Source organism: Neobacillus sedimentimangrovi (genome assembly GCF_010614825.1).
GTDB lineage: Bacteria > Bacillota > Bacilli > Bacillales > Cytobacillaceae > Neobacillus > Neobacillus thermocopriae.
This window is the reverse complement of sequence record NZ_JAAFZF010000020.1, coordinates 19,056-39,383: the sequence shown is the minus strand read 5'-3', so window position 1 is coordinate 39,383 and position 20,328 is coordinate 19,056. Positions and strand designations below refer to the sequence as shown.

Genomic DNA, 20,328 nt, shown 5'->3' with positions numbered 1-20,328 from the left:
GGGATTTCATGGATACGACAGGAGAATTTTTACAGGAAATGGTTTCACTTTATGGAATGGCCCTATTAGGCTTTATTGCGAGGAAGAGTGAAATACTTAATGAAAATGCCAATGATGTGTTAACACAATTGATTCTTTATATAACATTGCCAGCTTTGATTATATTTTCAATGGATATTTCCTTTTCAATTACGTTAGTTAAAGAATTTTTGTGGCTTACTTTCATGTCTGTTTATGTGCTTGTCTTATCCATTTTTCTAGCCATATGGATGAGAAGACTTTCTCGACTTCCAGATAAACAAAAAAGTGTATACGAAGGATTAATTATTTTTGGAAACCAAGGGTTTATTGGATATGCTGTCATATTTATTATTTTTGGGGAACAAGGAATTGTTTACTTAACAATGTTTAATATCTTTTATTTATTACTAATTTGGTCTTATGGGATCTATCTCTTTAATAAAAAAGAGACCGGCTTAAGATGGAAACCGGTCTTCCTGAATCCAGGAATTCTTTCTACAGTAGCAGGATTGGTCATTTTTTTATTACCCATACGTTTGCCTCAACTTGTTTCTAACAGTCTCGAAATAGTTGGAAAAATGACGATTCCGCTATCGATGATATTGATCGGGAGTTTAATGGCCCATGTGAAATATGAGACCCTTCTTTCCATGTTGAAAAATCTTTCCCTATGGAAAATGGCGATCGCAAAACTTTTATTCATTCCATTACTATTAATTCCGTTTGTGGTATTCTCTGTCCCAACTTCCTTGTTACTGCTGGCTGTTATTGTGTCAGGAATGCCTTCCGCACCTACGATTTCTCTCTATGCACAAAAATATGGGGGAGATGCTATTTTTTCATCTTTAGGTGTATTGCTTACGACATTTTTATGTATTTTTACCATCCCGTTTCTTTACTGGATAGTTGAATTTTTTATCATATGAAATTAAACTACTCTCTTATATAATAGCTAAGAATGATATGTATAAAAAAATTTATCCTTTTTGTATGGGAATCAGAACATTGGCTTTTTTGAAAATGATGGGAGCCAAAAAGACTCCTTGATAATACGTATATCCTTTTTGAGATGAGGAAAAAGGAAGTATTCAGTGTGTTACAGGGGCTTAGACATCCCAGGAGGTGCTATGGTGCTAAGAAGCACTACAGACGCCAGAAGAAAGGAAAGTGCTCGGAGTGCAAACGTCCATATTTTCATTAGGGGGTAGGGAATGATTTACTTTTGGGTCGGTTTAGCAGGGATGCTAGGGGCTATTTTAAGGTATTTAGTAGGTATTATGATTTTTACGGATAGCACATTTCCATATTCCACATTAATTATTAATTTAATTGGGAGCTTCCTATTGGCATGGTTAACCACTAATTTTTTTAAAAGACTATCGATCTCTCCTGATACGGCAACCATTGTTGGAACTGGATTGGTTGGGGCGTTTACCACCTTTTCCACTCTCAGTGTAGAAACTGTTCAATTGTTTCAGAATGGACATCCTTTGTTAGGGATTGTTTATGTAACCATAAGTATTTTTGGAGGATTAGGAATGTGTCGACTAGGTTTTTATATGAATCAGGAGGCGCAAGAATCATGACAGCCGTACATATTTTATTAGTTGGGCTTGGCGGATTTTTTGGAGCCATGGCTAGGTATTTTATTAGCAAGAAATTAAATGGAATAGCACCAAATCGTATACCGATGGGAACCCTCATCGTAAATTTAATAGGATCCTTTCTATTAGGAATTATTACAGGTGCTCACGCAAATGCGATGATCATGCTTTTATTGGGTACAGGATTTATGGGGGCATTTACGACATTCTCTACATTTAAACTAGAATTAATAAAACTTTACTTAAATAAGGATAACAAAAATTTTTTACTTTACATAATCATCACTTATAGTGCAGGAATGATCCTTGCTTATTTAGGATATGTGATTGGGAGCTTTATTGGGTAAACGAAATAAGTTCGTCGTACAAGACAATAGATGGGAAGGGAGAAAGTGTTCATCTATAAAACAAAATGTTTTTTATAAAATTATTTATTTTCTAAATTAAAAGAATTTTAAAAAGGAATCGTTTCCTCGTATATAATAAGATTTGAGGAGTGAAATTATTTGACCATGATGTGTCAAAATACTATATATAACTTTTGGAGGTAAGAGCAATGCAAATGACTGCAGACAATCCGAAAAATACCAAAAGTGCGTATTCAAGGACGAATCCATTTCAAGCTAAAATTCTTAAAAATATAAATTTAAATGGATCTGGTTCTAATAAAGAAACAAGACATTTAGAGTTATCATTAAAAGGTTCAGGTCTTTCTTATAAACCCGGAGATGCACTAGGTATCGTCCCTTCAAACGATCCGGAGCTTGTGGCTTCCCTTATAGAGGAAATGGGTTGGGATGAAGAAACAATTGTCACCGTTGGTAAACAAGGGGAAACAATGTCATTAAAGGAAGCGCTGACAAACCATTATGAAATCACCCTATTAACAAAGAAAATTTTACAGCAGGCTGCTTCCTTTACAGAAAATGAAGAATTGAAAAGTCTTGTGTTAGCTGAAAATGCGGACAAATTAAAAGAGTATTGCTATGGGCGTGATTTATTGGATATGTTACGGGATTTTGGTCCATGGAAAGCATCTGCCCAGGAAATCGTTTCTTTATTAAGAAAAATGCCACCACGCCTTTACTCCATTGCAAGCAGTATGGCCGCTCATCCAGATGAAGTTCATTTAACGATTGGTGCGGTACGCTATAAGGCACATGGACGTGATCGAAAAGGCGTTTGCTCAGTATTATGTGCAGAGCGTGTTCAGGAAGGAGATACACTTCCAGTCTTTGTACAGCCAAATAAACATTTCCATTTACCAGAGTCTCATGATAAAGATATCATTATGGTTGGCCCTGGTACAGGCATTGCTCCATTCCGCTCTTTTATTGAGGAACGTGCCGTAAATAAAGCAGCTGGTCGCATGTGGCTATTCTATGGTGATCAGCATAAAGCAACGGATTTCCTTTACCAAGAAGAATTGGAGAAATATCAACAAGATGGTGTATTGACGAAAATTGATACTGCATTCTCCCGCGATTCGGAACAAAAAGTGTATGTACAGCACAGAATGCTTGAACATAGCAAGGAATTATTTGAGTGGATTGAAAAAGGTGCCTATTTCTACGTCTGTGGTGATAAGGAACATATGGCCAAAGACGTTCATGAAACTCTGATTACTATCATTGAAAAAGAAGGCGCAATGCCTCGAGATGCAGCTGAAGCATATTTGAAAGAAATGCAGAAGCAGGGCCGTTATCAACGTGATGTATATTAAATAACAGAAAGTACGTTTACAAGATTATAGGGTTAAATTGCAATCCTTCGATCCGCATGGTTCGAGGGATTCTTTATGTCAAATAGATGATGGGCTTATTCATTGGAATACCTTAAATACATCTGTAATAATAGGGTGATTAACAAATAGGATGGGCCCTAATTAACAAAACGATAAAGTTTTTTTATATTTTTCTACATAAAATTACAATTATATTACATTATCGACAGTGTTATTGTATTTCATTCTTTTGGCATATAAACTAATATATAGAATTGAAACTTGAAATAATGATAGGGAACAAGAGGAGATTTAATAATGATGAAGAAATTCTTTAAATACACGGTATCGGCTGCTATTATTGCAACCATGTTTCAAACCACACCAGCTTTTGCAGAGCCGGGGGCTCCAGTAACACAAGAACAAATCAATGAGACAGAGAAACAAATTGATAGCCTTGAAACAAAGATTCAACAATTAGATGACAAAATTGTTTCAGCAATGGTGAAAAGTGAAGAGTTGAATAAAAAAATTAATTCACAACAAGAAAGAATTAATAAAACGAAGGCTGAGATAGAAGCAGCTAAAAAAGATTTAGAGAATCATAAACAAATTTATGCAGAACGGTTAAAAAGCATTCAGGCAGAAGGAAGAGTTTCAGTTGCATCATACGCTGAGTTATTATTATCCTCTGAGAATATTTCTGAGTTTTTAACTCGCTTTACTGCGATTTCAGCGATCATCCAAAGTGATACTGATTTATTGAATGGTTTAAAGGAAAAACAACTTGCTTTAAAAGAAGCTGAAGAAAGATTACATACTGAATTAGTAAAATTCCAAAAGAATAAAGAAGAATTAGCTTCTCAACAAAAACAAATTGAAGCAGATAAAAAAGAAGTGGAAAATGCATTAGCACAAGCAGAAGCACAATTGCAACAAGAGAAGGAACAATTAGCAGCTCAACAAGAAGCTGAACGTCAAGCGCAATTAGCAGCTCAACAAGAGGCTGAGCGACAAGCACAATTAGCAGCCCAGCAAGCTGCTCAATCAACTCAACAAGCTTCTGCACAGCAGCAAACAACTTCTAAGAAGGTTGCACCATCTACACCATCTGGAAATGTAGTAAGTAAGCCTAGTGGTACTGCGGCAAATAAGGTCATTTCTTATGCGAAACAATTTTTAGGTGTTCCTTATGTTTGGGGCGGAACAACTCCAAGTGGATTTGATTGTTCCGGATTTACTCAATATGTGTTCCGTAATTCTGTCGGTATCAATCTTCCAAGGGTATCTCGTGACCAGCAAAATGTAGGAAAACGTGTTCCTTTAAATGCTTTACAGCCAGGAGACTTAGTATTTAGAGGGAACCCAGCCCACCATGTTGGTATTTATATTGGTGGAGGACAATACATCCATGCTCCTCGTACGGGTGATGTGGTGAAAATTGCTTCATTTAACCCTTCCAAATTTACTAATGCTGTACGAGTATTGCATTAATGTGATTGAAAGAAATATAGACTAATAGAAAAATAAACGGCTCGGTTTTAATACTGAGCCGTTTTTTACATGTAAGAAAGTATTTTCGGTATAAAAAATGGCCTAGTGCGAGAATGCCAATAGCTCTCCCTTGTCTAAGTGTAAAAGTTTCAATCCATCCGTCTCTGACTAGGGTGTTTCCGTTTTTCTTCTTCTTCAATAGCTGAAAGTGCTAGTTTTTTTATGGTCATGTCATCCATTGGAGGATTGTGCAGACCGGCCCGTACATCACGGTAATACCGTTGCAAAGGATTGCTTCGCTGCAGACTTTTCGCTCCAACCACTCTCATCGCTTTATCGACAATCTTGATCGCAGAATTAGTAATAGTATGTTTAACTACACCAATTTCATTTTTTATAAACTTTCGGTATAATTCGTCATCATAAGCGGCGGCTACACTGTAAATTAGATGTCTCGCTCGAATTAATTCCAAATCGATTTCACCCAGCAACTGCTGAACATTCGCTAACTGACTAATGGGACCATTTAGGCTATTAGGGGAATGGTTATTGGCAAAAAAGACGGCATAATCCCTTGCTGCCTGGGCGATACCTAAGTAACAGGCGGGGATATGCAGCAGCCAGCCATTAACTTTTTCGCTCCTAGGTGTATCCGGAAGCTCCACTAGCATTGAATCATCAACAATTACATGATCAAGGACTAGGTCATGGCTGGCCGTACCTCTCATGGAAATAACATCCCATGTTTCTTCAATCGATAGTCCAGGTAAATCTTTATGTAACAAAAAAAATCCAATCCTTTGCCGTTCTTCAATCCATGCAGAGGTTAAAAAATAGGTTAACATGGGGGACATCGTAGTAAAAGTTTTCCTACCTGTCAGCACCCATCCCCCGTCTTTTTTTACAGCTTTTGTTCCAGGACGCCCCCCTCTAGTTGGACTGCCGGTTTGCACCTCAGTTGCAGCTCGATTGATTAGGGCACCTTGAAGGACTTCTTTTGCTAAAAAGCTCAATTTTTCCTCAGACCAGAGTTTTCTTTCAAATATCTCACCGATTACTCCAAGATTCCAGCCCATTGATAGAGCCGTGCTTCCATCGAAACGGGCAAGTGTTTCTTGCATAAGGACCATATCATAAACTTTGAATCCTTCACCCCCATAAGCAACGGGAATGGTAACACTTGAATACCCCATTTCTACCAAATCCTGAATATTTTCTTTTGGAAATATAGCTCGTTCATCAATATCAGCTGAGATCTCTTTGAATTTTTGTTCTTTTTTCAACAAGCGCTCCAGCCATAACTTTTGCTTTTCTGATTTAACAAATAAGTTCAATTCATTCCTCCCCCTTCTTGAAATATTTTTATTATAAATTCCAGTAGAAATGTTTAGGAATTTCTTTAAGATTAATCCAGCATTAAGTGTTGGATCTCAAAATAAAGGGCTTGGATAAACTTTTTCAGATTAATGCGGATAGGTTCAGCCCCTGCTGGATGTTTGCCTTTTAATTCTTTCATTTTTTGTCGCACAGTGTTGAAATCAAAAAATTTGGATGAATAGTTCTCAAATTTCGGATGGGAGAAATCGGTTAACCCAAGAGAAGCTAGATTGTTTAAGGAAGCATAAACGGCTCTTCGTACTCGCTGTTCAGACGCTTTTACTTCCTTTTTTACAGCATCTTCATTGGCGGATTCCCCTAACTTCTTTAATGCGATTGATCTAAATATCTCCTTTAATGGTGGAAACTCGTCGATCATTGGTTGTTCTTTTTCGTTATCATATAAAAACTGCATGATTTCAATGAGATCTTTACTGCCACTTTCTCCGGCAATGCCTAGTTCAGAAAGGAGTAATCGAGTGGAAACAGATAATGATTTCCTTCGATGAGATTTCATACCTGGCTGGTTCAAACTGAAATTCATCGCATTTTGTAATGAGCGTTGTATGTCCTGGATAGATCTTTCCATATGGATATGTTCCATGACTTTTTGTATGACAGATACGACCTCAATTTTATTAATCGGTTTTGTAATATAATAGTCAATTCCCATTAAATAGGCATGACCGATTAGATCCTTTGACTCTATCTGAGATATCATAATAATTTTCCCTGAAAATTCTGGTTTAATATTTTGAACAGTTTCAATACCATCACGAATTGGCATCAAAAGATCTATCAATAAAATATCTACATTTTTTAGGTTTAATAGTTCTTCATCTACTTCCATACCATCTGAAGCTTCACCAACTACCGTACCAAGCCCCTCTTCTTCAATAATATGACTGAGCATCCAACGAACGGATTCATCGTCATCTATGATAAAAAATCTCAAGCTAATCACCTTTTCTTGTCAGTTTTTCAATCGGCAGGCGGATGATAAAAATAGCACCGCTGCCATTTTTTGGTTCATCCAGTGTCACTTTTCCATCAAGCATTTCGACGACTTCTTTAACATAGGTTAGTCCAATACCAGTAGAGGATTTGCCGGTACTATCAAACTTAAGAGTAAATCCAGGTTTAAAGATGACCTCTTTATGGGAAGGAGGAATTCCAGGGCCGTCATCTTCAATCCGGATCGTAAGCCAATCTTCTTGTTGTTCAGCAGAAAGTATGATTTTCCCCGTTTCCATAATGGCCTCAACTGAGTTAGCAACTAGGTTATTGATAATAGAAATAAACGTATATACATGATATGGCGGGTGGGAACCGCTAGAGGAAAAATAAAAATGGATGTTTTTACCGAGTAATTCGGCATAGTTTTTATTGCTCCGAATAATAGCCTTAAAAAGCGATTCAATATCGAGATAATCATGCAGATTTTCATCGGAAATCAGTTTGGTGAGTCCGGATAAAATCCGCTGATTATCTTTTTTAATCTCGTGTACCTCACCAGCTATCCTTAAGGCTTGCTGAGGGATTTCATTTAAAGTGAATGTTTTCTTCCCTTGCTTCAATTCTTGCAAAACTTTGTAAAGGCTGTAAGATTGCTTCGTTACTTCTTCAGCGTGTTGCAGCGATTTTTTCAATAATATAGTATCTGCATAAAGATTGGATATAAGTAACATCATATGTTCGTTCCGCTTTTTCATTTCCGCTTCCCTTAGTTTGGAATCATGGAATTTCATTGTGCTAAAAAATCCAATAACAAAAAAACTTCGGAAAATAGCAATGATAAAAATTTTATAGATGGCATCCAATGTAAGAAAAGTTCCAAAGGAAAGGACTTCAATTGTTAACTCGATTAAACCTGCAGCAAAATCATTAAAAATCCCCAATACACCGATTACCCACGGACGTTGGTTATACCTGTGTATTTTTAATATAAAGAAAACAAGGGAATAGGCGACATAATATGAGAAAGATGGAAAATTGGCCTGTAAGGAATTTATCCAATCAAAAGGCTGCGGATGGAATCCGTCAAGTATCATTCGAAATATTAGAACAGATAGCCCTGTCAGTAATCCACAAAAAACAGTAGGAACCTTTCTCAGCCACAATAAAAAGAGAAAGAGGGCAGGTGGACCAAAGCTGACCCTATATATATCATTAAAGGGATAAAACTTAATTTCCCCGGCAAGTGGTACGAGAATGACCATTGCTACCAACATGAGGAGTTCATTTTTGGATAAATATTTGATGTTCACCTTTTTCCACAACCTTATTTTACTAATGATGTCTATACTAATAGTTCAATTTGTTCTGTATTAATAGTGTCGAATAAAAATATTTGTAGGTTTTTGTGGTTTTTAGTTTTTTTATGTAGTTTGTACTTTATATTTTATTTAAGTCTTACCCTCAGAGAAAACGCTCTCAGAAATTCCTGCAAATATCATAGTATATTGTAGCTTTTATTCCTTAAGAAAGAAACTATTCTATCTTTCAAATTATTAAAAAGGAAAGAGGTGCTTTAATGAAGAAAATAAGTTTAGCGTGGCAAATTCTAATTGGACTTATTCTTGGTATTGTGGTGGGTGCCATTTTTTATGGTAATCCAAATGTAGCGAAATACTTACAGCCGATTGGTGATATCTTTTTACGTCTGATTAAAATGATTGTGATTCCTATCGTTATTTCCAGCTTGATTGTTGGGGTGTCCAGTGTAGGCGATACAAAGAAGCTTGGAAAAATCGGTGGAAAATCGATTATTTACTTTGAGATTATTACCACGATTGCGATTATTGTGGGATTAATGGCAGCGAACATTTTTCAGCCAGGTGCTGGTATTGATATGGGGAGCTTACAAAAAACGGATATTAATAGCTACGTAGAAACAGCTGAATCAGTAGAAAGCCATGGAATGGCTGAAACATTTGTGAATATTGTTCCGCCAAATATTTTTAAAGCATTTGTCGATGGAAACATTTTGGCCATCATTTTCTTCTCGATCTTATTTGGTCTTGGTGTTACAGCGATAGGAGAGAAGGGGAAACCTATTATATCCTTCTTCCAAGGTGTAGCAGATACGATGTTCTGGGTAACCAATCAAGTGATGAAATTTGCTCCGTTTGGTGTATTTGCCCTCATCGGAGTTACGGTTTCAAAATTTGGTGTCGAATCATTAGTTCCGTTAGGAAAATTAGTTATCCTTGGTTATGTCACAATGGCATTCTTTGTTGTGGTCGTTCTAGGTATCGTTGCTAAATTAGTTGGTGTGAATATTTTTCATATTATTCGATTATTAAAAGATGAGTTAATTTTGGCTTATTCGACTTCAAGTTCTGAAACGGTATTGCCAAAATTGATGGAGAAAATGGAGAAGTTCGGTTGTCCGAAATCTATTACATCCTTTGTTATTCCGACAGGTTACTCTTTTAATCTGGATGGTTCTACCCTTTATCAAGCATTAGCGGCATTGTTTATTGCCCAAATGTATGGGGTTGATTTATCTATTGCAGACCAGATTTCCTTAATGCTTGTGTTAATGGTGACTTCAAAAGGAATTGCTGGTGTTCCGGGCGTTTCGTTTGTTGTACTACTAGCAACATTAGGAACAGTTGGGATTCCAATTGAAGGTCTAGCATTTATCGCTGGTATTGACCGGATTCTTGATATGGCAAGAACAGTGGTAAATGTCATTGGTAACTCATTGGCAGCCGTAGTTATGTCTAAATGGGAAGGCGAATTTGACAAAGAACAAGCCAAGTCTTATCTAGCAACATTAAATGAATCTAAGCAGCAAGCTGCTTAATATAATGTAAAAAGCCGATTATTTACAAGAATCTATGAATCTTGTAATATAATCGGCTTTTACCAATTGGTATAAAAAACATTAGGATGAATCTTTCAATACGTAACGAGTTTCTATCATCTCTGTATTACATTGGTGGGATCGCAAACTAAAGAAAGGCTCTGGTACATAAGCACAACCAAAGCCATCGCTTTTGAAGAAAACCAAACGACGGTACGGCTTGCGCCATTGTTAATGGAAGAGTTAACTATTCTTCCTGATCAAGCCATTCAATGGATATGGTCAACTTATTTGCTCCATAGTCTATTTTGTGACTGATTTTAAATTCCATGTCCTCATCTGGCATGTTAATTTTTTTCCCTCTTACTTGAAAAGTATCAGATTCAAGCTGACTAGCTACCCTTTTTAATAGCTCTGCAAAATGTAATCTTCTTCCTACAAATTCTTCTTCTAATCTCATCATTTACCACCTCACCTTAATTTAATTGTAATAATTGCCTTAAAACGGGCATCTTGTCTTTTTCAACGTTAAAAGTTTTTAAAAGCTTCCTTATTTCTCCGTCTTCTCCCTTTTTAAATGGCTTTTTCACATAGCCATAAAACTTATGCGGGAATAATAGATCGATATAAATGATTTTTCGTTGCTCTTCAGTTAACGGTAAGACGGATGCGTAGCAATTAATTAAATGTTCGACTAGGTTCAAATCCCAGCTTTCTAATTCCGCCATACGTTTAAAAATCAGCTTTCTGACATCGCGGAGAGGAATGTCATAGGCTAAATTATCAAGGTCTAATACATAAACTCCTTCCTTTGTATGAAGGGCATTTCCTTTACCATAATCCTGGTGGCACATGTAGCCATATTCACCAATTTCTTTTACCCATTCATGATAGCAAGAACGATCAAGGAGCTGTACGGATTTCTCGGCCATTTCAATGACTTCATCAGCGATGCTTAAATAAGCTTGATGAAAGGGGGTATTTTGTTGTTCTGAAACGGATTTCCATTGCTTTAATTCCTCTAGCATTTTTTTGAAGTTGTCAGGCCATACCCCCATACGATTATATGTTTCACAGTCAGGTGGAGGGACAAATCCAACCGTATCTTTATGAAATTGAGCTAATCCCTTTAATCCTATTTCAAGATGTTCTTGATTTTTTTCCATATCTAAGTCTGTGCCCTCAATCCAGCTATAAAGCACAAGGGCGTATCCTTCATGGACAAAATAGAGATTGTTATCCTTCGTTGGAATAATAGCTGCAACGAGAGCTCCTTTAGAAGAAAGATAGGCTTGGGCACTAGTAGTAAATTTAACAATGGGGAGGGACTTTCTAATTCGCTTTAAACAAAAAATTCCTTCAGTGGTTTCTACTTTCCAAACGGTTTTGATTCCTCCGCCTTGGATGATTTCAATGTTCGTTAGTTGGAGGTGAGGATAATTTTCAGCCATTAATTGTTTTCCTAATTCAAGGTCACGCATTGTTTCATCCATGCTGGGTCACCTCATCGAGGCGAGTAAGGAATTCTTGTAGTACTGCTTCTTTACTCAGTTCGGTAGCAATCATATCACTTAATTTTGAAATATGTTTTTGTGCTGTCCATTTTGGTTCTCGATTTTCGTAATATTTGGAAACTTGTCCATAAATTAAATGTGGAAATTGAATATCTGCCGCTAGAATGGCGAATTGATCCTTTGTTAAAGGATTCACTTCTTGGTAGGCTTTCATCATTTTCATCATTAGTTCGATATCCCAAGCCTTTCTTTTCTTCATGACTTTGTTTAAAATTTTTCTCATGTCCCGAACCGGAAGATCGACAGTTAAGGAGTCCATATCATAAACATATAAATGGTCGTCACTTCCGATAGCCAAATTTCCGGCTGCGAAATCTTGGTGGCATAAAGTTTTCGTCTTTTTCGTTTCTTCCACCCACTGATCAAAGACTGGATTATCTAACATGGACAGGGCGGTTTGACATTGCTGTAAAAAAGTATCTGCATGCGCTAAAAATTTCTTGTCAAATTCTGATTGTTCCTCGACTTGAGATCTTTGTTCCTTCCAAGACAATAACCGTTCATATCTTCTTTGCAGATCCGATTTCCATTCAAGCAATAAGAACGATGGAAATTTGCCAGTAGGTGATTCAATTCCTTTTGAAGCTTTGTGAAAAGAGGCCATGCCCCTTAAAATCATTAGCAGTTCATTTTCATGTTTATACTCGGGTTGTCTTCCGTGCACTGCTTCAAAAACCACGAAATATTCGCCATCCAGCTTTACAAATCCTTCTCCCGTACGGGTTTTCAATACGCCTGGTGTATGAATTCCATTGTTTCTCAAATAGTCAATTGCATGAATCATGAATGAAATATGATCCTCAGCGAAGGGAACTTTCTTCATGATCACCTCGCCAATATCTGTTTCAATGGACCATACCGCTTTTTTACCTTTATAAGACAGCAAATAAATATTTTTCATTTCTAGTGGATAATGGGAAATAACTTTTTTTACAACTTCCGAAAAAATCGTATCCATTTTGACCCTCCTTAAGATTCATTCTTATTCCAAGCAGACAGATAGAGGTTTTCTAAGCGTTCTGCTACATGTTCAAATCCAAAATTAGCTTCGACGAATGCTCTGCCGGTTTTGGCAATTCTTTTTGCTTCCTTTTCATTGGATAATAAAAATAAAATGGCTTCTGTAAAAGCATCCGGATTTGTATAGTCTTCAATAAGGATTCCGTTATTGAGATGGTTCAAAATCTCCCCGTTGCCACCCCGATTCGTTGTAATAACAGGCAATCCACTGCCCATGGCTTCATAATGCACTCTGGCTAATGGTTCCTGCCATTGTGAACTACATACAAAAATATCCCCAATTAGATAATGGGATGGTATTTGGCTAGGGGGGACAAAACCAGTAAAGATGACCTTATTCTCTCCGAGCGTTTCAGCAAGATGGCGAAGTCCTAATCCGTATTCATCCATCCGATCGTTGCTAAACCATTTGCTTCCGACAATAACTAATACGGCATCAGGAAATTTCTGAATAACTGGTTTCATTGCTTGAATGAGGACATCTGGCCCTTTCACCTTGCTTAAGCGGCCAACAAATAAAATCACTTTTTTTCCTTCTACACCATACTTTTTCCGTAATTCGTTTCTTATCACTTGTGCATATTGATCCCAAACTGGTTTATAGTTGCTTAAATTAATTCCGGAATAGACAGCTTTCACTTTCCCTTTGGCTGAAGGGAACCGGTCAGTTATGGTTTTACCAATGTACTCGCTAATGGACATAATTTTATCTACGGCTTGAATGACTAAATTTCCTAACTCAAAGGAAATTTTATCTTCTCGGAACATTTCATTGTGAAGACTCAATACGAACCGGCTGTCTGGCATAGCGGCTTTGTAGAAAAGTAAATCACGGGGACGATTGAATACGTGAATGACATCATAAAATTCTTTGTTTTTGGACTTAGCTTCCAGTTCCTTTGCAACATTGAAGATATAATTCTCTTTGGGAACCCGAATGTATTCAACCCCATTTACCACTTCATAGTCAGAAAGTTCAGGGTCAGTAATACAATAAATCGTTAATTCGTGTTTTTGGCTTATATAGGGAGTTACGCCATCGATTAATATTTGTATGGCTCCTCCTCTGATAGGAGGTACGGTTAGCATTTCCGTACAAATCATAGCGATCTTTATGGGAAACAGCTCCTTTCCATTCATGAGGATTTTTCGTATGTTAAGTTCAACTTATGATCAACGATGTTACAATCAGTGATTCTTTTAAAATAGTGAACTGATTGAACTTGACTATGAAAAATTCTTATATTTATTAGATTCGTTGTGGGAAATATTTGAAACGGACAAAGGCTTATTTTTTTATTTTTTGTTTGTGGTGTTTGGGAGAGGAATTTGAAATACTCCGCTAAACATAGTTTATGTTCAACAGGATAAGGATGGGAATGTACCTTGCGAAAAATGATTGTGGATATGGTTCTTATTAAGGCGGGAATAATTGCTGAATTTGTAGAAAAATTATTGGTAAATTTTTAGAAATATCGGAATAGATTAAAGTTAGGATTGCCATAAATCTGCTTAATCGTAAGAATGTCTTAGGTTTTGAAAAACTGAAGGGGAGGAGAATAAAATTGGCGAAAAACAAAAATAACATTATGCTCAAAGAGGATGATGTATTGGGAGAAAAATTGGAATATCAAAAGTCATTTCAAACGATCTTGGGTTCATTATCCAATGATTTTGTTATAAAACTGGAAAGTGAATTCGTGTCAGAGGAATCATCTGATGAAATCGAATCAGCAGACGAAGAATCGGAAGATGGATTAACAGAAGAGGAATCAGGTGATGAATCAACAGAAGAAGAATCAGAAGATGGAATATTGTTCGAAGAATCAGGGGATGAATCGACAGAGGAAGAATCAGAAGACGGAGTATTATTTGAAGAGTCAGGAGATGAATCGACAGAGGAAGAATCTGAAGCAGGATTATTTTTTGAAGAATCAGGCGATGAATCAACCGAAGAGGAGTCAGGAGACGGAGACGAGTCAAGTGAATAATTCAAACCTATGTATAGGCCGTAAAATCTCATGTCAGTAAAATGAGATAATAGAAAAACAGGTACAGAAATAAGCTATTAATATTATTTTTGCCTTTCCGTATAAACCAGGACAGGGCTAGGAGAAGTGTAACCCGTGTGATTCTATAGTTTACGTATTAACGGACAGATGAATGCTGTCCGTTTACTAGTTTTTATCATTTCTTTGGTAGGTTCATGCCGAAAAATCCTCCTTAGCAAAAATTGTATTTTCTAATTTTTGTCAAGGAGGAGTGAACACCAACTAATCTACACCCATTTCCTTACCGTCTTAGAACGGGGTATATGGGGTTTTTTACGTTTTTCAAGGTTATGCTGATTCATTTTTCCGTTTATCATCTTTTCTTTTTTTGTCTTTTTTCAATTTTTCTTTCAGCTTTTTCTGTTCTTTTTTCAATTTCTCTTCGCGTTTTTTCTGTTCTTTCTTCGATTTCTTATCCAGCTTTTTCTGATCTTTTTTCGATTTCTTTTTCTCTGATTTAATTGATGGGGTGCTTTCCGGTTGGCTATACGCTTTATCCTTTAATTTTGTCATAATTACTTGTTCTGGTTGTTCGAAGGATATAGTATTGATATCTGTCAATTCTGTAACTGTAGATTGCATTGAATCTTCCCAGAACTTGAGCAATTCTGAGGCTACCCTATCCCATCTATACTTAGAAACAGCAAGATTCCTTCCTTCTTCTCCCATTTTTTTTATTAATAATTTATTTGAAAGAATTGCAGAGATCGCATCCACAAATCCTTTTGGATCTTCCGGATTTTTTACGATCAATCCATTTACTCCTTCTATGATTACTTCTGGATTGCCTCCTCTTGCCGTCGTAACAATCGGAAGGCCAGCAGCCATCGCCTCATAGTGAACCCTAGCAAGAGGTTCTTGCCATTGTGACGTACACACAAATAAATCGGCTGCCGCAAACCAGTTTTGAATCTCATCTTGTGCGACATAGCCTGTCGTTACAACTGGTATCGGAAGTCTCTTTGCCAAAGCTCGAACATAGGCAACATAATCAGATATACCCTCTTGACTAAACCATTTACTTCCCACAATTACTAAAGCTAAATTCTTGAATTTTTTTGAAAGGTCTGGCAGGGCTCTTATCAATCGGTCGACCCCTTTGTTATGCGATAGTCTGCCTGCAAATAATATGACCGTTTTGTTCTCCAACCCGTGCGCTTTTCTAATCTCATTTCTTCGTTTTTGCATCTTTGGATGATTCCCGGGAAGAAATCGTTCAGAATCGACTCCAGAATAAATCGTTCTAATTTTAGCTGAGGATTGAGGATAAAGCTCACGAATCACATTTCCCACATAGTCGCTAACAGTTACGATTTGCGATACATGCTCCAATACGGCTGTGGCTTCTTCAGGAGAAATTTTTTCTGGATTAAACATATCATTATGCATACTTAAGGTGATTCTTGAATTGGGAGCTACATTTTTTATAGGGAGGACAAGGCGTGGACGATTGAAAATATGGATAAGGTCGAACTCATTTGCTTCAACAAATTTAACGACGTGTTCTTTGTATATTTCAAAAACCATGCCAGGAACACGTACATATCGAATCCCATTTACCGTTTCTTGATCGGAAAGTTGTGAATTGCTTATACCTAAAACGGTGATATCATGAACTTTGCTTAAATATGGAAGTGTTCCAGCAATATAAGTTTGAATTGCTCCGCCTAAGATGGGAGGGATTGGAAGTTTTTCAGTGCCAATCATTAGAATTTTCATTTCGTTTTTACTCCCTTCCAGTCATCTTTAATCTCATTTAATACAGGCCATTTCGACTGATCCGTTTCGATAATGGTTTGAATCAATTGTGCCGTTTGTTCATTTAAAAAAACTTCAGGTTCATACACAGCTTCTTTTAAGTTTTTGTAAAATTCATTTGGCAGGGATAAATCGATCATTAAGATTTCATACAGCTGTGGTGAAATGGGGTTTGCTTCATGGTAGGTTGCTATCATTTCTCTTACCCAAGTAGTGTCCCATTTCATTAGATCTGCCATGGTTCCACTAATAAGCTTTCTTAAATCTCGAATTGGAAGGTCATAAGCGACACCATCTAGGTCAATAATCCACATTCCGTTTTTTCCCATTTGGCCATTGGACCATCCATAATCTTGGTGAACAAGTCCCCAGTAGGCATTCCCTTGTTGTACTAAGTCATAATAACTCGATTGGTTGAGGCTGTTTATACTTTGAATGGCTTGTTGTTCGAATTTCTCTACCCCATTCAGCAGATGGCTGCTTGCCGGCATATCACTATACACTTTGGCAATGTTTCTTAACCAATCCATTTTTTTAAGAACTTTTTCATATGTTTTAGGCCATTTATAAAGCCTTGAGGCAATTTCAGCGTTTTGGGGAGGAACATATCCCTTACTTAAACGGTGAAATTCGCCAAGGGCGTAGCAAAGCTGTTTTGCGCCTTCTAAATCTTTTGTCACAGGTGTTAAAGGTTCAATCCATTCTGCAACGAACCATAGCTTACCACCGGCTTCAACAAAGTTTTTTCCGTCCTTAGTTTTGATAATGGGTGGTACCCTTGCTGCTTGGACATCTACCAAATATTCTTGCGCTCCTAAACTAAATAAGCTTCTTGTTGGTCTCCGATGCAGTAATTTTAAACTTTTGGGACCTGATTTCGTTTCAAGTTTCCAAATGGCACCACCCTTATCTGGTTTAGTAGTAATGATCTGCATGTTCCGAACGGATAAGTCATAATGTTTAAGAACCAGGTGTGCCAGATTTTCAATATATTCTGGAACAAAAAAATCATGAGTCGTTTCATCAACGATCCATGGTTCAATTATTAACTCCGCCATACTATCCCCCCTAAAAATCGAAAATCATTTTATTATTGAATTGTGTTTATTGACTATCTTCCTTTTTAGTAACTTATGTTAAAAAATCTTTTTTGTATAGGGTAGCTAAACCAATTACGGAACATTTGTTTATTTTTTTAATCGTGAGTCGGGTGGTAACTCCTATAACTGAATTTTGTCAATAATGTGCTAATAATTGACAAAATTTGAGATAAAATGTAATATAGTACTATAGTAGTAGGTAATTAGTTTGTGTATATTACAATATGGATCATAAAAATTGGTACACCTATTTTAGTGATGCAAATATTTATACAGCATGAAAGACAGCGGTACAAAAATTTGGTGACTGCTGTTTTTTTATAAACAAAATTTCTTAATAGTTAGGAGGGATGAAATGAATTTTATTGCTCATATCCGTGAAAGTGATAAGCAAATACAAACAGTGGAAGAGCATTTACTAGGAGTAAAAGAATTAGCAGAAACTTATGGAGAAAAACTTGGTATTAAGCATTTAACGGGCCTTGCTGGGATGCTCCATGATATGGGGAAATACTCCGATGAATTTAGAAATTACATATTAGAAGCAGTTAATAATCATAATGCTCCTCCCAAACGAGGTAGTGTAGATCATTCAACTGCTGGGGGAAAACTATTGTATGAATTGTACCATATTGGAAAAAACATTAATCCATATAAGGCAATTTTGGCAGAGATTGTAGGTAATGCGATTATCTCCCATCATTCATACCTTCAAGATTTTTTAAGCCCAGATTTAGAATCAAATTATTTAAAAAGAGTAAGAGATAAAGAGCTTTCTGAATATGCAAAGTCAAAGGAAACTTTTTTTAAACATGTAATGAATGAAATAGATTTTCATTCTTATGTGCAAAAAGCGGCAGAAGAACTTGAAAAATTTTTAGGAAAAGAAACACCTGACAATTGGGGCAGACAATTAATGTTTTTAACTAAATTCATCTTTAGTGCCTTAATTGATGCTGATCGAACAAACACACGATTATTTGAAGAGAACAAAAATGATTCTAGTGTAAAGGACTATAAAAAATTATTTGATACTTATTACAAGCGGCTAATGAAGAAAATTGAATCATTTAAATCGCATCCTCAGGCAAATAATCCTATTAATCTATTAAGAGCAAGTATGTCCGATCAATGTGATCAATTTGCAGAGAATCCGTCTGGTATCTACACATTATCAATCCCTACTGGGGGAGGAAAAACATTAGCCAGTTTAAGATATGCACTTAAACACGCGAAATTATATAACAAAAAACGAATCATTTATGTTGTGCCCTTTACAACCATTATTGAGCAAAATGCTGAAGAAGTTAGAAAGATATTATTGGATGATGTCAATATTTTAGAACATCATTCCAATGTTATTGAAGATGAAAATGTAGATGATGAAAGTCTATCTGGTAGGATGAGCGTACATCAGAGATTGAAGCTAGCTAAGGATAATTGGGACTCTCCCATTATTTTTACAACGATGGTACAGTTTTTGAATGTATTTTATGCGAAAGGAAGTAGGTATATTAGAAGACTACATAACTTAAGTGAGTCAGTAATAATTTTTGACGAGGTACAAAAGGTACCGATTTCATGTGTATCTTTGTTCAACTATGCATTAAATTATTTAAAAGAATATGCCCAATCAAGCATTATACTCTGTACTGCCACCCAGCCTGCATTGGACTTTGTTGAACATAAATTGGAAATAAATACGGAAGCAGAAATTATTAGAAATTTAGAAGATGTTATTGAGGCTTTTAAGCGGGTAGAAATAGTAGATTTAGCAACAAAAGAATCATATGACAATAACAAACTTGCTGATTTTATTGAAACTAAAATAGAAGAAGTCCAAAGTGTTTTAGTCATCCTTAATACGAAGTCGGTTGTAAAGAACCTTTATAATCTCTTAAAAGAAAGATATAAGGGAATTTCTATTTACCACTTAAGTACATCAATGTGTGCGGCACATAGGAATACAATATTTGATGAAATTAGAAGTAAGCTTAAAAAAGGCGATAAAATCATTTGTATTAGCACACAATTAATTGAAGCAGGGGTTGATGTAAGTTTTGAGTGTGTCATTCGTTCTTTGGCAGGTTTAGACTCAATTGCACAAGCAGCAGGTAGATGTAATCGTCATGGGGAAAAAGGTATCAAAAATGTTTATGTGATTGATCATGTGGAAGAAAATCTTGACCGATTAAACGAAATTAAGATTGGTAAAGAGATATCTAAAAAAATATTGATTGATAGGAAACGGGACCCATCAACCCATGGAGGTAATATTTTATCTAAACAAGCAATGGAAAGATATTTTCAAGGGTATTATACGGAATTAAACTCCAATTTGAATTTTTTTATTCGGAAATTACAGAGGGAAATGACGGAATTATTGACAGCCATAAAAGAACAATCAAGTTACCATCGCGCATACCGTAACAGGGAAGGTAAGAATCTTCCATTGTTTTTGATAAATAGTTATGGAACTGCTGGGAAATACTTTCATGTCATTGATAATGAAACAACATCAGTCATCGTTCCTTACTCAAAAGGAAAGGATATTATTACAGAATTAAGTAGCAATGGCTCTATCAGTGATGTGACTAGTTTATTACGGAAAGCCCAGCAGTATACTATTAATCTTTATAAAAATGAACTAAATAATTTATCGAAAAATGGGGGGATAGTAAGTTATTTGGATGGTAAAATTTTTGCCTTAAAAGAAGGGGCTTATAATAAAGAATTTGGACTAAATATCGAAAATGATAGTGTTCTTGATTCGCTTGTGTTTTAAAAAACTATCT

At 36.2% G+C, this 20,328-nt stretch carries 17 protein-coding genes; 8 read left to right on the top strand and 9 right to left on the bottom strand.

What is annotated here, in order from left to right; all coding sequences use genetic code 11:
- Positions 1-8 precede the first annotated feature (8 nt).
- From GZA11_RS08760 to GZA11_RS08740, 5 genes are all read left to right on the top strand, one after another.
- Positions 9-947, top strand: a complete 939-nt coding sequence (locus GZA11_RS08760; RefSeq protein WP_163183501.1) for an AEC family transporter — start codon at positions 9-11, stop codon at positions 945-947.
- Between the two features lie 285 nt (positions 948-1,232).
- Positions 1,233-1,607: a fluoride efflux transporter CrcB gene (crcB, locus tag GZA11_RS08755; RefSeq protein ID WP_163183500.1), complete on the top strand. Its 375-nt coding sequence runs from the start codon at positions 1,233-1,235 to the stop codon at positions 1,605-1,607.
- Positions 1,604-1,972 carry a fluoride efflux transporter CrcB gene (crcB, locus tag GZA11_RS08750; RefSeq protein WP_163183499.1) on the top strand — a complete coding sequence of 123 codons (369 nt, stop codon included), beginning with the start codon at positions 1,604-1,606 and terminating at the stop codon, positions 1,970-1,972. Before crcB (GZA11_RS08755) ends, crcB (GZA11_RS08750) begins: the two co-directional genes overlap by 4 nt.
- A 209-nt stretch (positions 1,973-2,181) precedes the next feature.
- On the top strand, positions 2,182-3,348 hold the full coding sequence (locus GZA11_RS08745; protein ID WP_163183498.1) for a sulfite reductase subunit alpha: 1,167 nt from the start codon (positions 2,182-2,184) through the stop codon (positions 3,346-3,348).
- Between the two features lie 318 nt (positions 3,349-3,666).
- On the top strand, positions 3,667-4,842 hold the full coding sequence (locus tag GZA11_RS08740) for a C40 family peptidase (protein WP_163183497.1): 1,176 nt from the start codon (positions 3,667-3,669) through the stop codon (positions 4,840-4,842).
- A 149-nt stretch (positions 4,843-4,991) separates the two neighbouring features.
- Here GZA11_RS08740 and GZA11_RS08735 read toward each other — a convergent pair whose 3' ends face one another.
- The 3 genes from GZA11_RS08735 to GZA11_RS08725 form a co-directional block, all read right to left on the bottom strand.
- Positions 4,992-6,176, bottom strand: coding sequence for an acyl-CoA dehydrogenase family protein (locus GZA11_RS08735; protein WP_163183496.1), 1,185 nt, complete (start codon positions 6,174-6,176; stop codon positions 4,992-4,994).
- 71 nt (positions 6,177-6,247) lie between these two features.
- Positions 6,248-7,174 (bottom strand): response regulator, encoded by a 927-nt coding sequence (locus GZA11_RS08730; RefSeq protein ID WP_163183495.1) that lies wholly within the window; start codon positions 7,172-7,174, stop codon positions 6,248-6,250.
- 1 nt (position 7,175) lies between these two features.
- The gene (locus GZA11_RS08725) at positions 7,176-8,486 is read right to left on the bottom strand and encodes a sensor histidine kinase (RefSeq protein WP_163183494.1); all 1,311 of its coding nucleotides are present in this window, start codon (positions 8,484-8,486) and stop codon (positions 7,176-7,178) included.
- A gap of 266 nt (positions 8,487-8,752) precedes the next feature.
- On the opposite strand from GZA11_RS08725, the gene GZA11_RS08720 reads away from it, so the two are divergent.
- On the top strand, positions 8,753-10,030 hold the full coding sequence (locus GZA11_RS08720; protein ID WP_163183493.1) for a cation:dicarboxylate symporter family transporter: 1,278 nt from the start codon (positions 8,753-8,755) through the stop codon (positions 10,028-10,030).
- Between the two features lie 247 nt (positions 10,031-10,277).
- Here the strand turns inward: GZA11_RS08720 and GZA11_RS08715 are convergent, their stop codons facing one another.
- From GZA11_RS08715 to GZA11_RS08700, 4 genes are read right to left on the bottom strand one after another with little or no spacing between them, the layout of a single operon-like run.
- Positions 10,278-10,490 (bottom strand): hypothetical protein, encoded by a 213-nt coding sequence (locus tag GZA11_RS08715; RefSeq protein ID WP_038539802.1) that lies wholly within the window; start codon positions 10,488-10,490, stop codon positions 10,278-10,280.
- Between the two features lie 16 nt (positions 10,491-10,506).
- The gene (locus tag GZA11_RS08710; protein ID WP_163183492.1) at positions 10,507-11,523 is read right to left on the bottom strand and encodes a CotS family spore coat protein; all 1,017 of its coding nucleotides are present in this window, start codon (positions 11,521-11,523) and stop codon (positions 10,507-10,509) included.
- Positions 11,516-12,562 carry a CotS family spore coat protein gene (locus tag GZA11_RS08705; RefSeq protein WP_163183491.1) on the bottom strand — a complete coding sequence of 349 codons (1,047 nt, stop codon included), beginning with the start codon at positions 12,560-12,562 and terminating at the stop codon, positions 11,516-11,518. The genes GZA11_RS08710 and GZA11_RS08705 overlap by 8 nt, the downstream gene beginning before the upstream one ends.
- An 11-nt stretch (positions 12,563-12,573) precedes the next feature.
- The gene (locus GZA11_RS08700) at positions 12,574-13,764 is read right to left on the bottom strand and encodes a glycosyltransferase family 4 protein (protein WP_235924923.1); all 1,191 of its coding nucleotides are present in this window, start codon (positions 13,762-13,764) and stop codon (positions 12,574-12,576) included.
- Positions 13,765-14,189: 425 nt separating this feature from the next.
- Here GZA11_RS08700 and GZA11_RS08695 point away from each other — a divergent pair, with 425 nt between their 5' ends.
- Complete coding sequence (locus GZA11_RS08695) at positions 14,190-14,615, top strand: hypothetical protein (RefSeq protein ID WP_163183490.1); 426 nt, start codon at positions 14,190-14,192, stop codon at positions 14,613-14,615.
- Positions 14,616-14,963: 348 nt separating this feature from the next.
- Here GZA11_RS08695 and GZA11_RS08690 read toward each other — a convergent pair whose 3' ends face one another.
- Positions 14,964-16,394: a glycosyltransferase family 4 protein gene (locus GZA11_RS08690; RefSeq protein WP_163183489.1), complete on the bottom strand. Its 1,431-nt coding sequence runs from the start codon at positions 16,392-16,394 to the stop codon at positions 14,964-14,966.
- Positions 16,391-17,491 (bottom strand): CotS family spore coat protein, encoded by a 1,101-nt coding sequence (locus GZA11_RS08685; RefSeq protein WP_038539813.1) that lies wholly within the window; start codon positions 17,489-17,491, stop codon positions 16,391-16,393. Before GZA11_RS08685 ends, GZA11_RS08690 begins: the two co-directional genes overlap by 4 nt.
- 397 nt (positions 17,492-17,888) lie before the next feature.
- On the opposite strand from GZA11_RS08685, the gene cas3 reads away from it, so the two are divergent.
- Positions 17,889-20,318, top strand: coding sequence for a CRISPR-associated helicase Cas3' (cas3, locus tag GZA11_RS08680; RefSeq protein WP_163183488.1), 2,430 nt, complete (start codon positions 17,889-17,891; stop codon positions 20,316-20,318).
- Positions 20,319-20,328 lie beyond the last annotated feature (10 nt).

Coding starts and splice junctions, on each gene's coding strand:
- crcB (WP_163183499.1), top strand. CDS start 1,604: ATGACAGCCGTACATATTTTATTAGTTGGGCTTGGCGGATTTTTTGGA.
- GZA11_RS08760 (WP_163183501.1), top strand. CDS start 9: ATGGATACGACAGGAGAATTTTTACAGGAAATGGTTTCACTTTATGGA.
- GZA11_RS08740 (WP_163183497.1), top strand. CDS start 3,667: ATGATGAAGAAATTCTTTAAATACACGGTATCGGCTGCTATTATTGCA.
- GZA11_RS08685 (WP_038539813.1), bottom strand. CDS start 17,491: ATGGCGGAGTTAATAATTGAACCATGGATCGTTGATGAAACGACTCAT.
- GZA11_RS08720 (WP_163183493.1), top strand. CDS start 8,753: ATGAAGAAAATAAGTTTAGCGTGGCAAATTCTAATTGGACTTATTCTT.
- GZA11_RS08700 (WP_235924923.1), bottom strand. CDS start 13,764: ATGAATGGAAAGGAGCTGTTTCCCATAAAGATCGCTATGATTTGTACG.
- cas3 (WP_163183488.1), top strand. CDS start 17,889: ATGAATTTTATTGCTCATATCCGTGAAAGTGATAAGCAAATACAAACA.
- GZA11_RS08715 (WP_038539802.1), bottom strand. CDS start 10,490: ATGAGATTAGAAGAAGAATTTGTAGGAAGAAGATTACATTTTGCAGAG.
- GZA11_RS08705 (WP_163183491.1), bottom strand. CDS start 12,562: ATGGATACGATTTTTTCGGAAGTTGTAAAAAAAGTTATTTCCCATTAT.
- GZA11_RS08710 (WP_163183492.1), bottom strand. CDS start 11,523: ATGGATGAAACAATGCGTGACCTTGAATTAGGAAAACAATTAATGGCT.
- GZA11_RS08690 (WP_163183489.1), bottom strand. CDS start 16,394: ATGAAAATTCTAATGATTGGCACTGAAAAACTTCCAATCCCTCCCATC.
- crcB (WP_163183500.1), top strand. CDS start 1,233: ATGATTTACTTTTGGGTCGGTTTAGCAGGGATGCTAGGGGCTATTTTA.
- GZA11_RS08745 (WP_163183498.1), top strand. CDS start 2,182: ATGCAAATGACTGCAGACAATCCGAAAAATACCAAAAGTGCGTATTCA.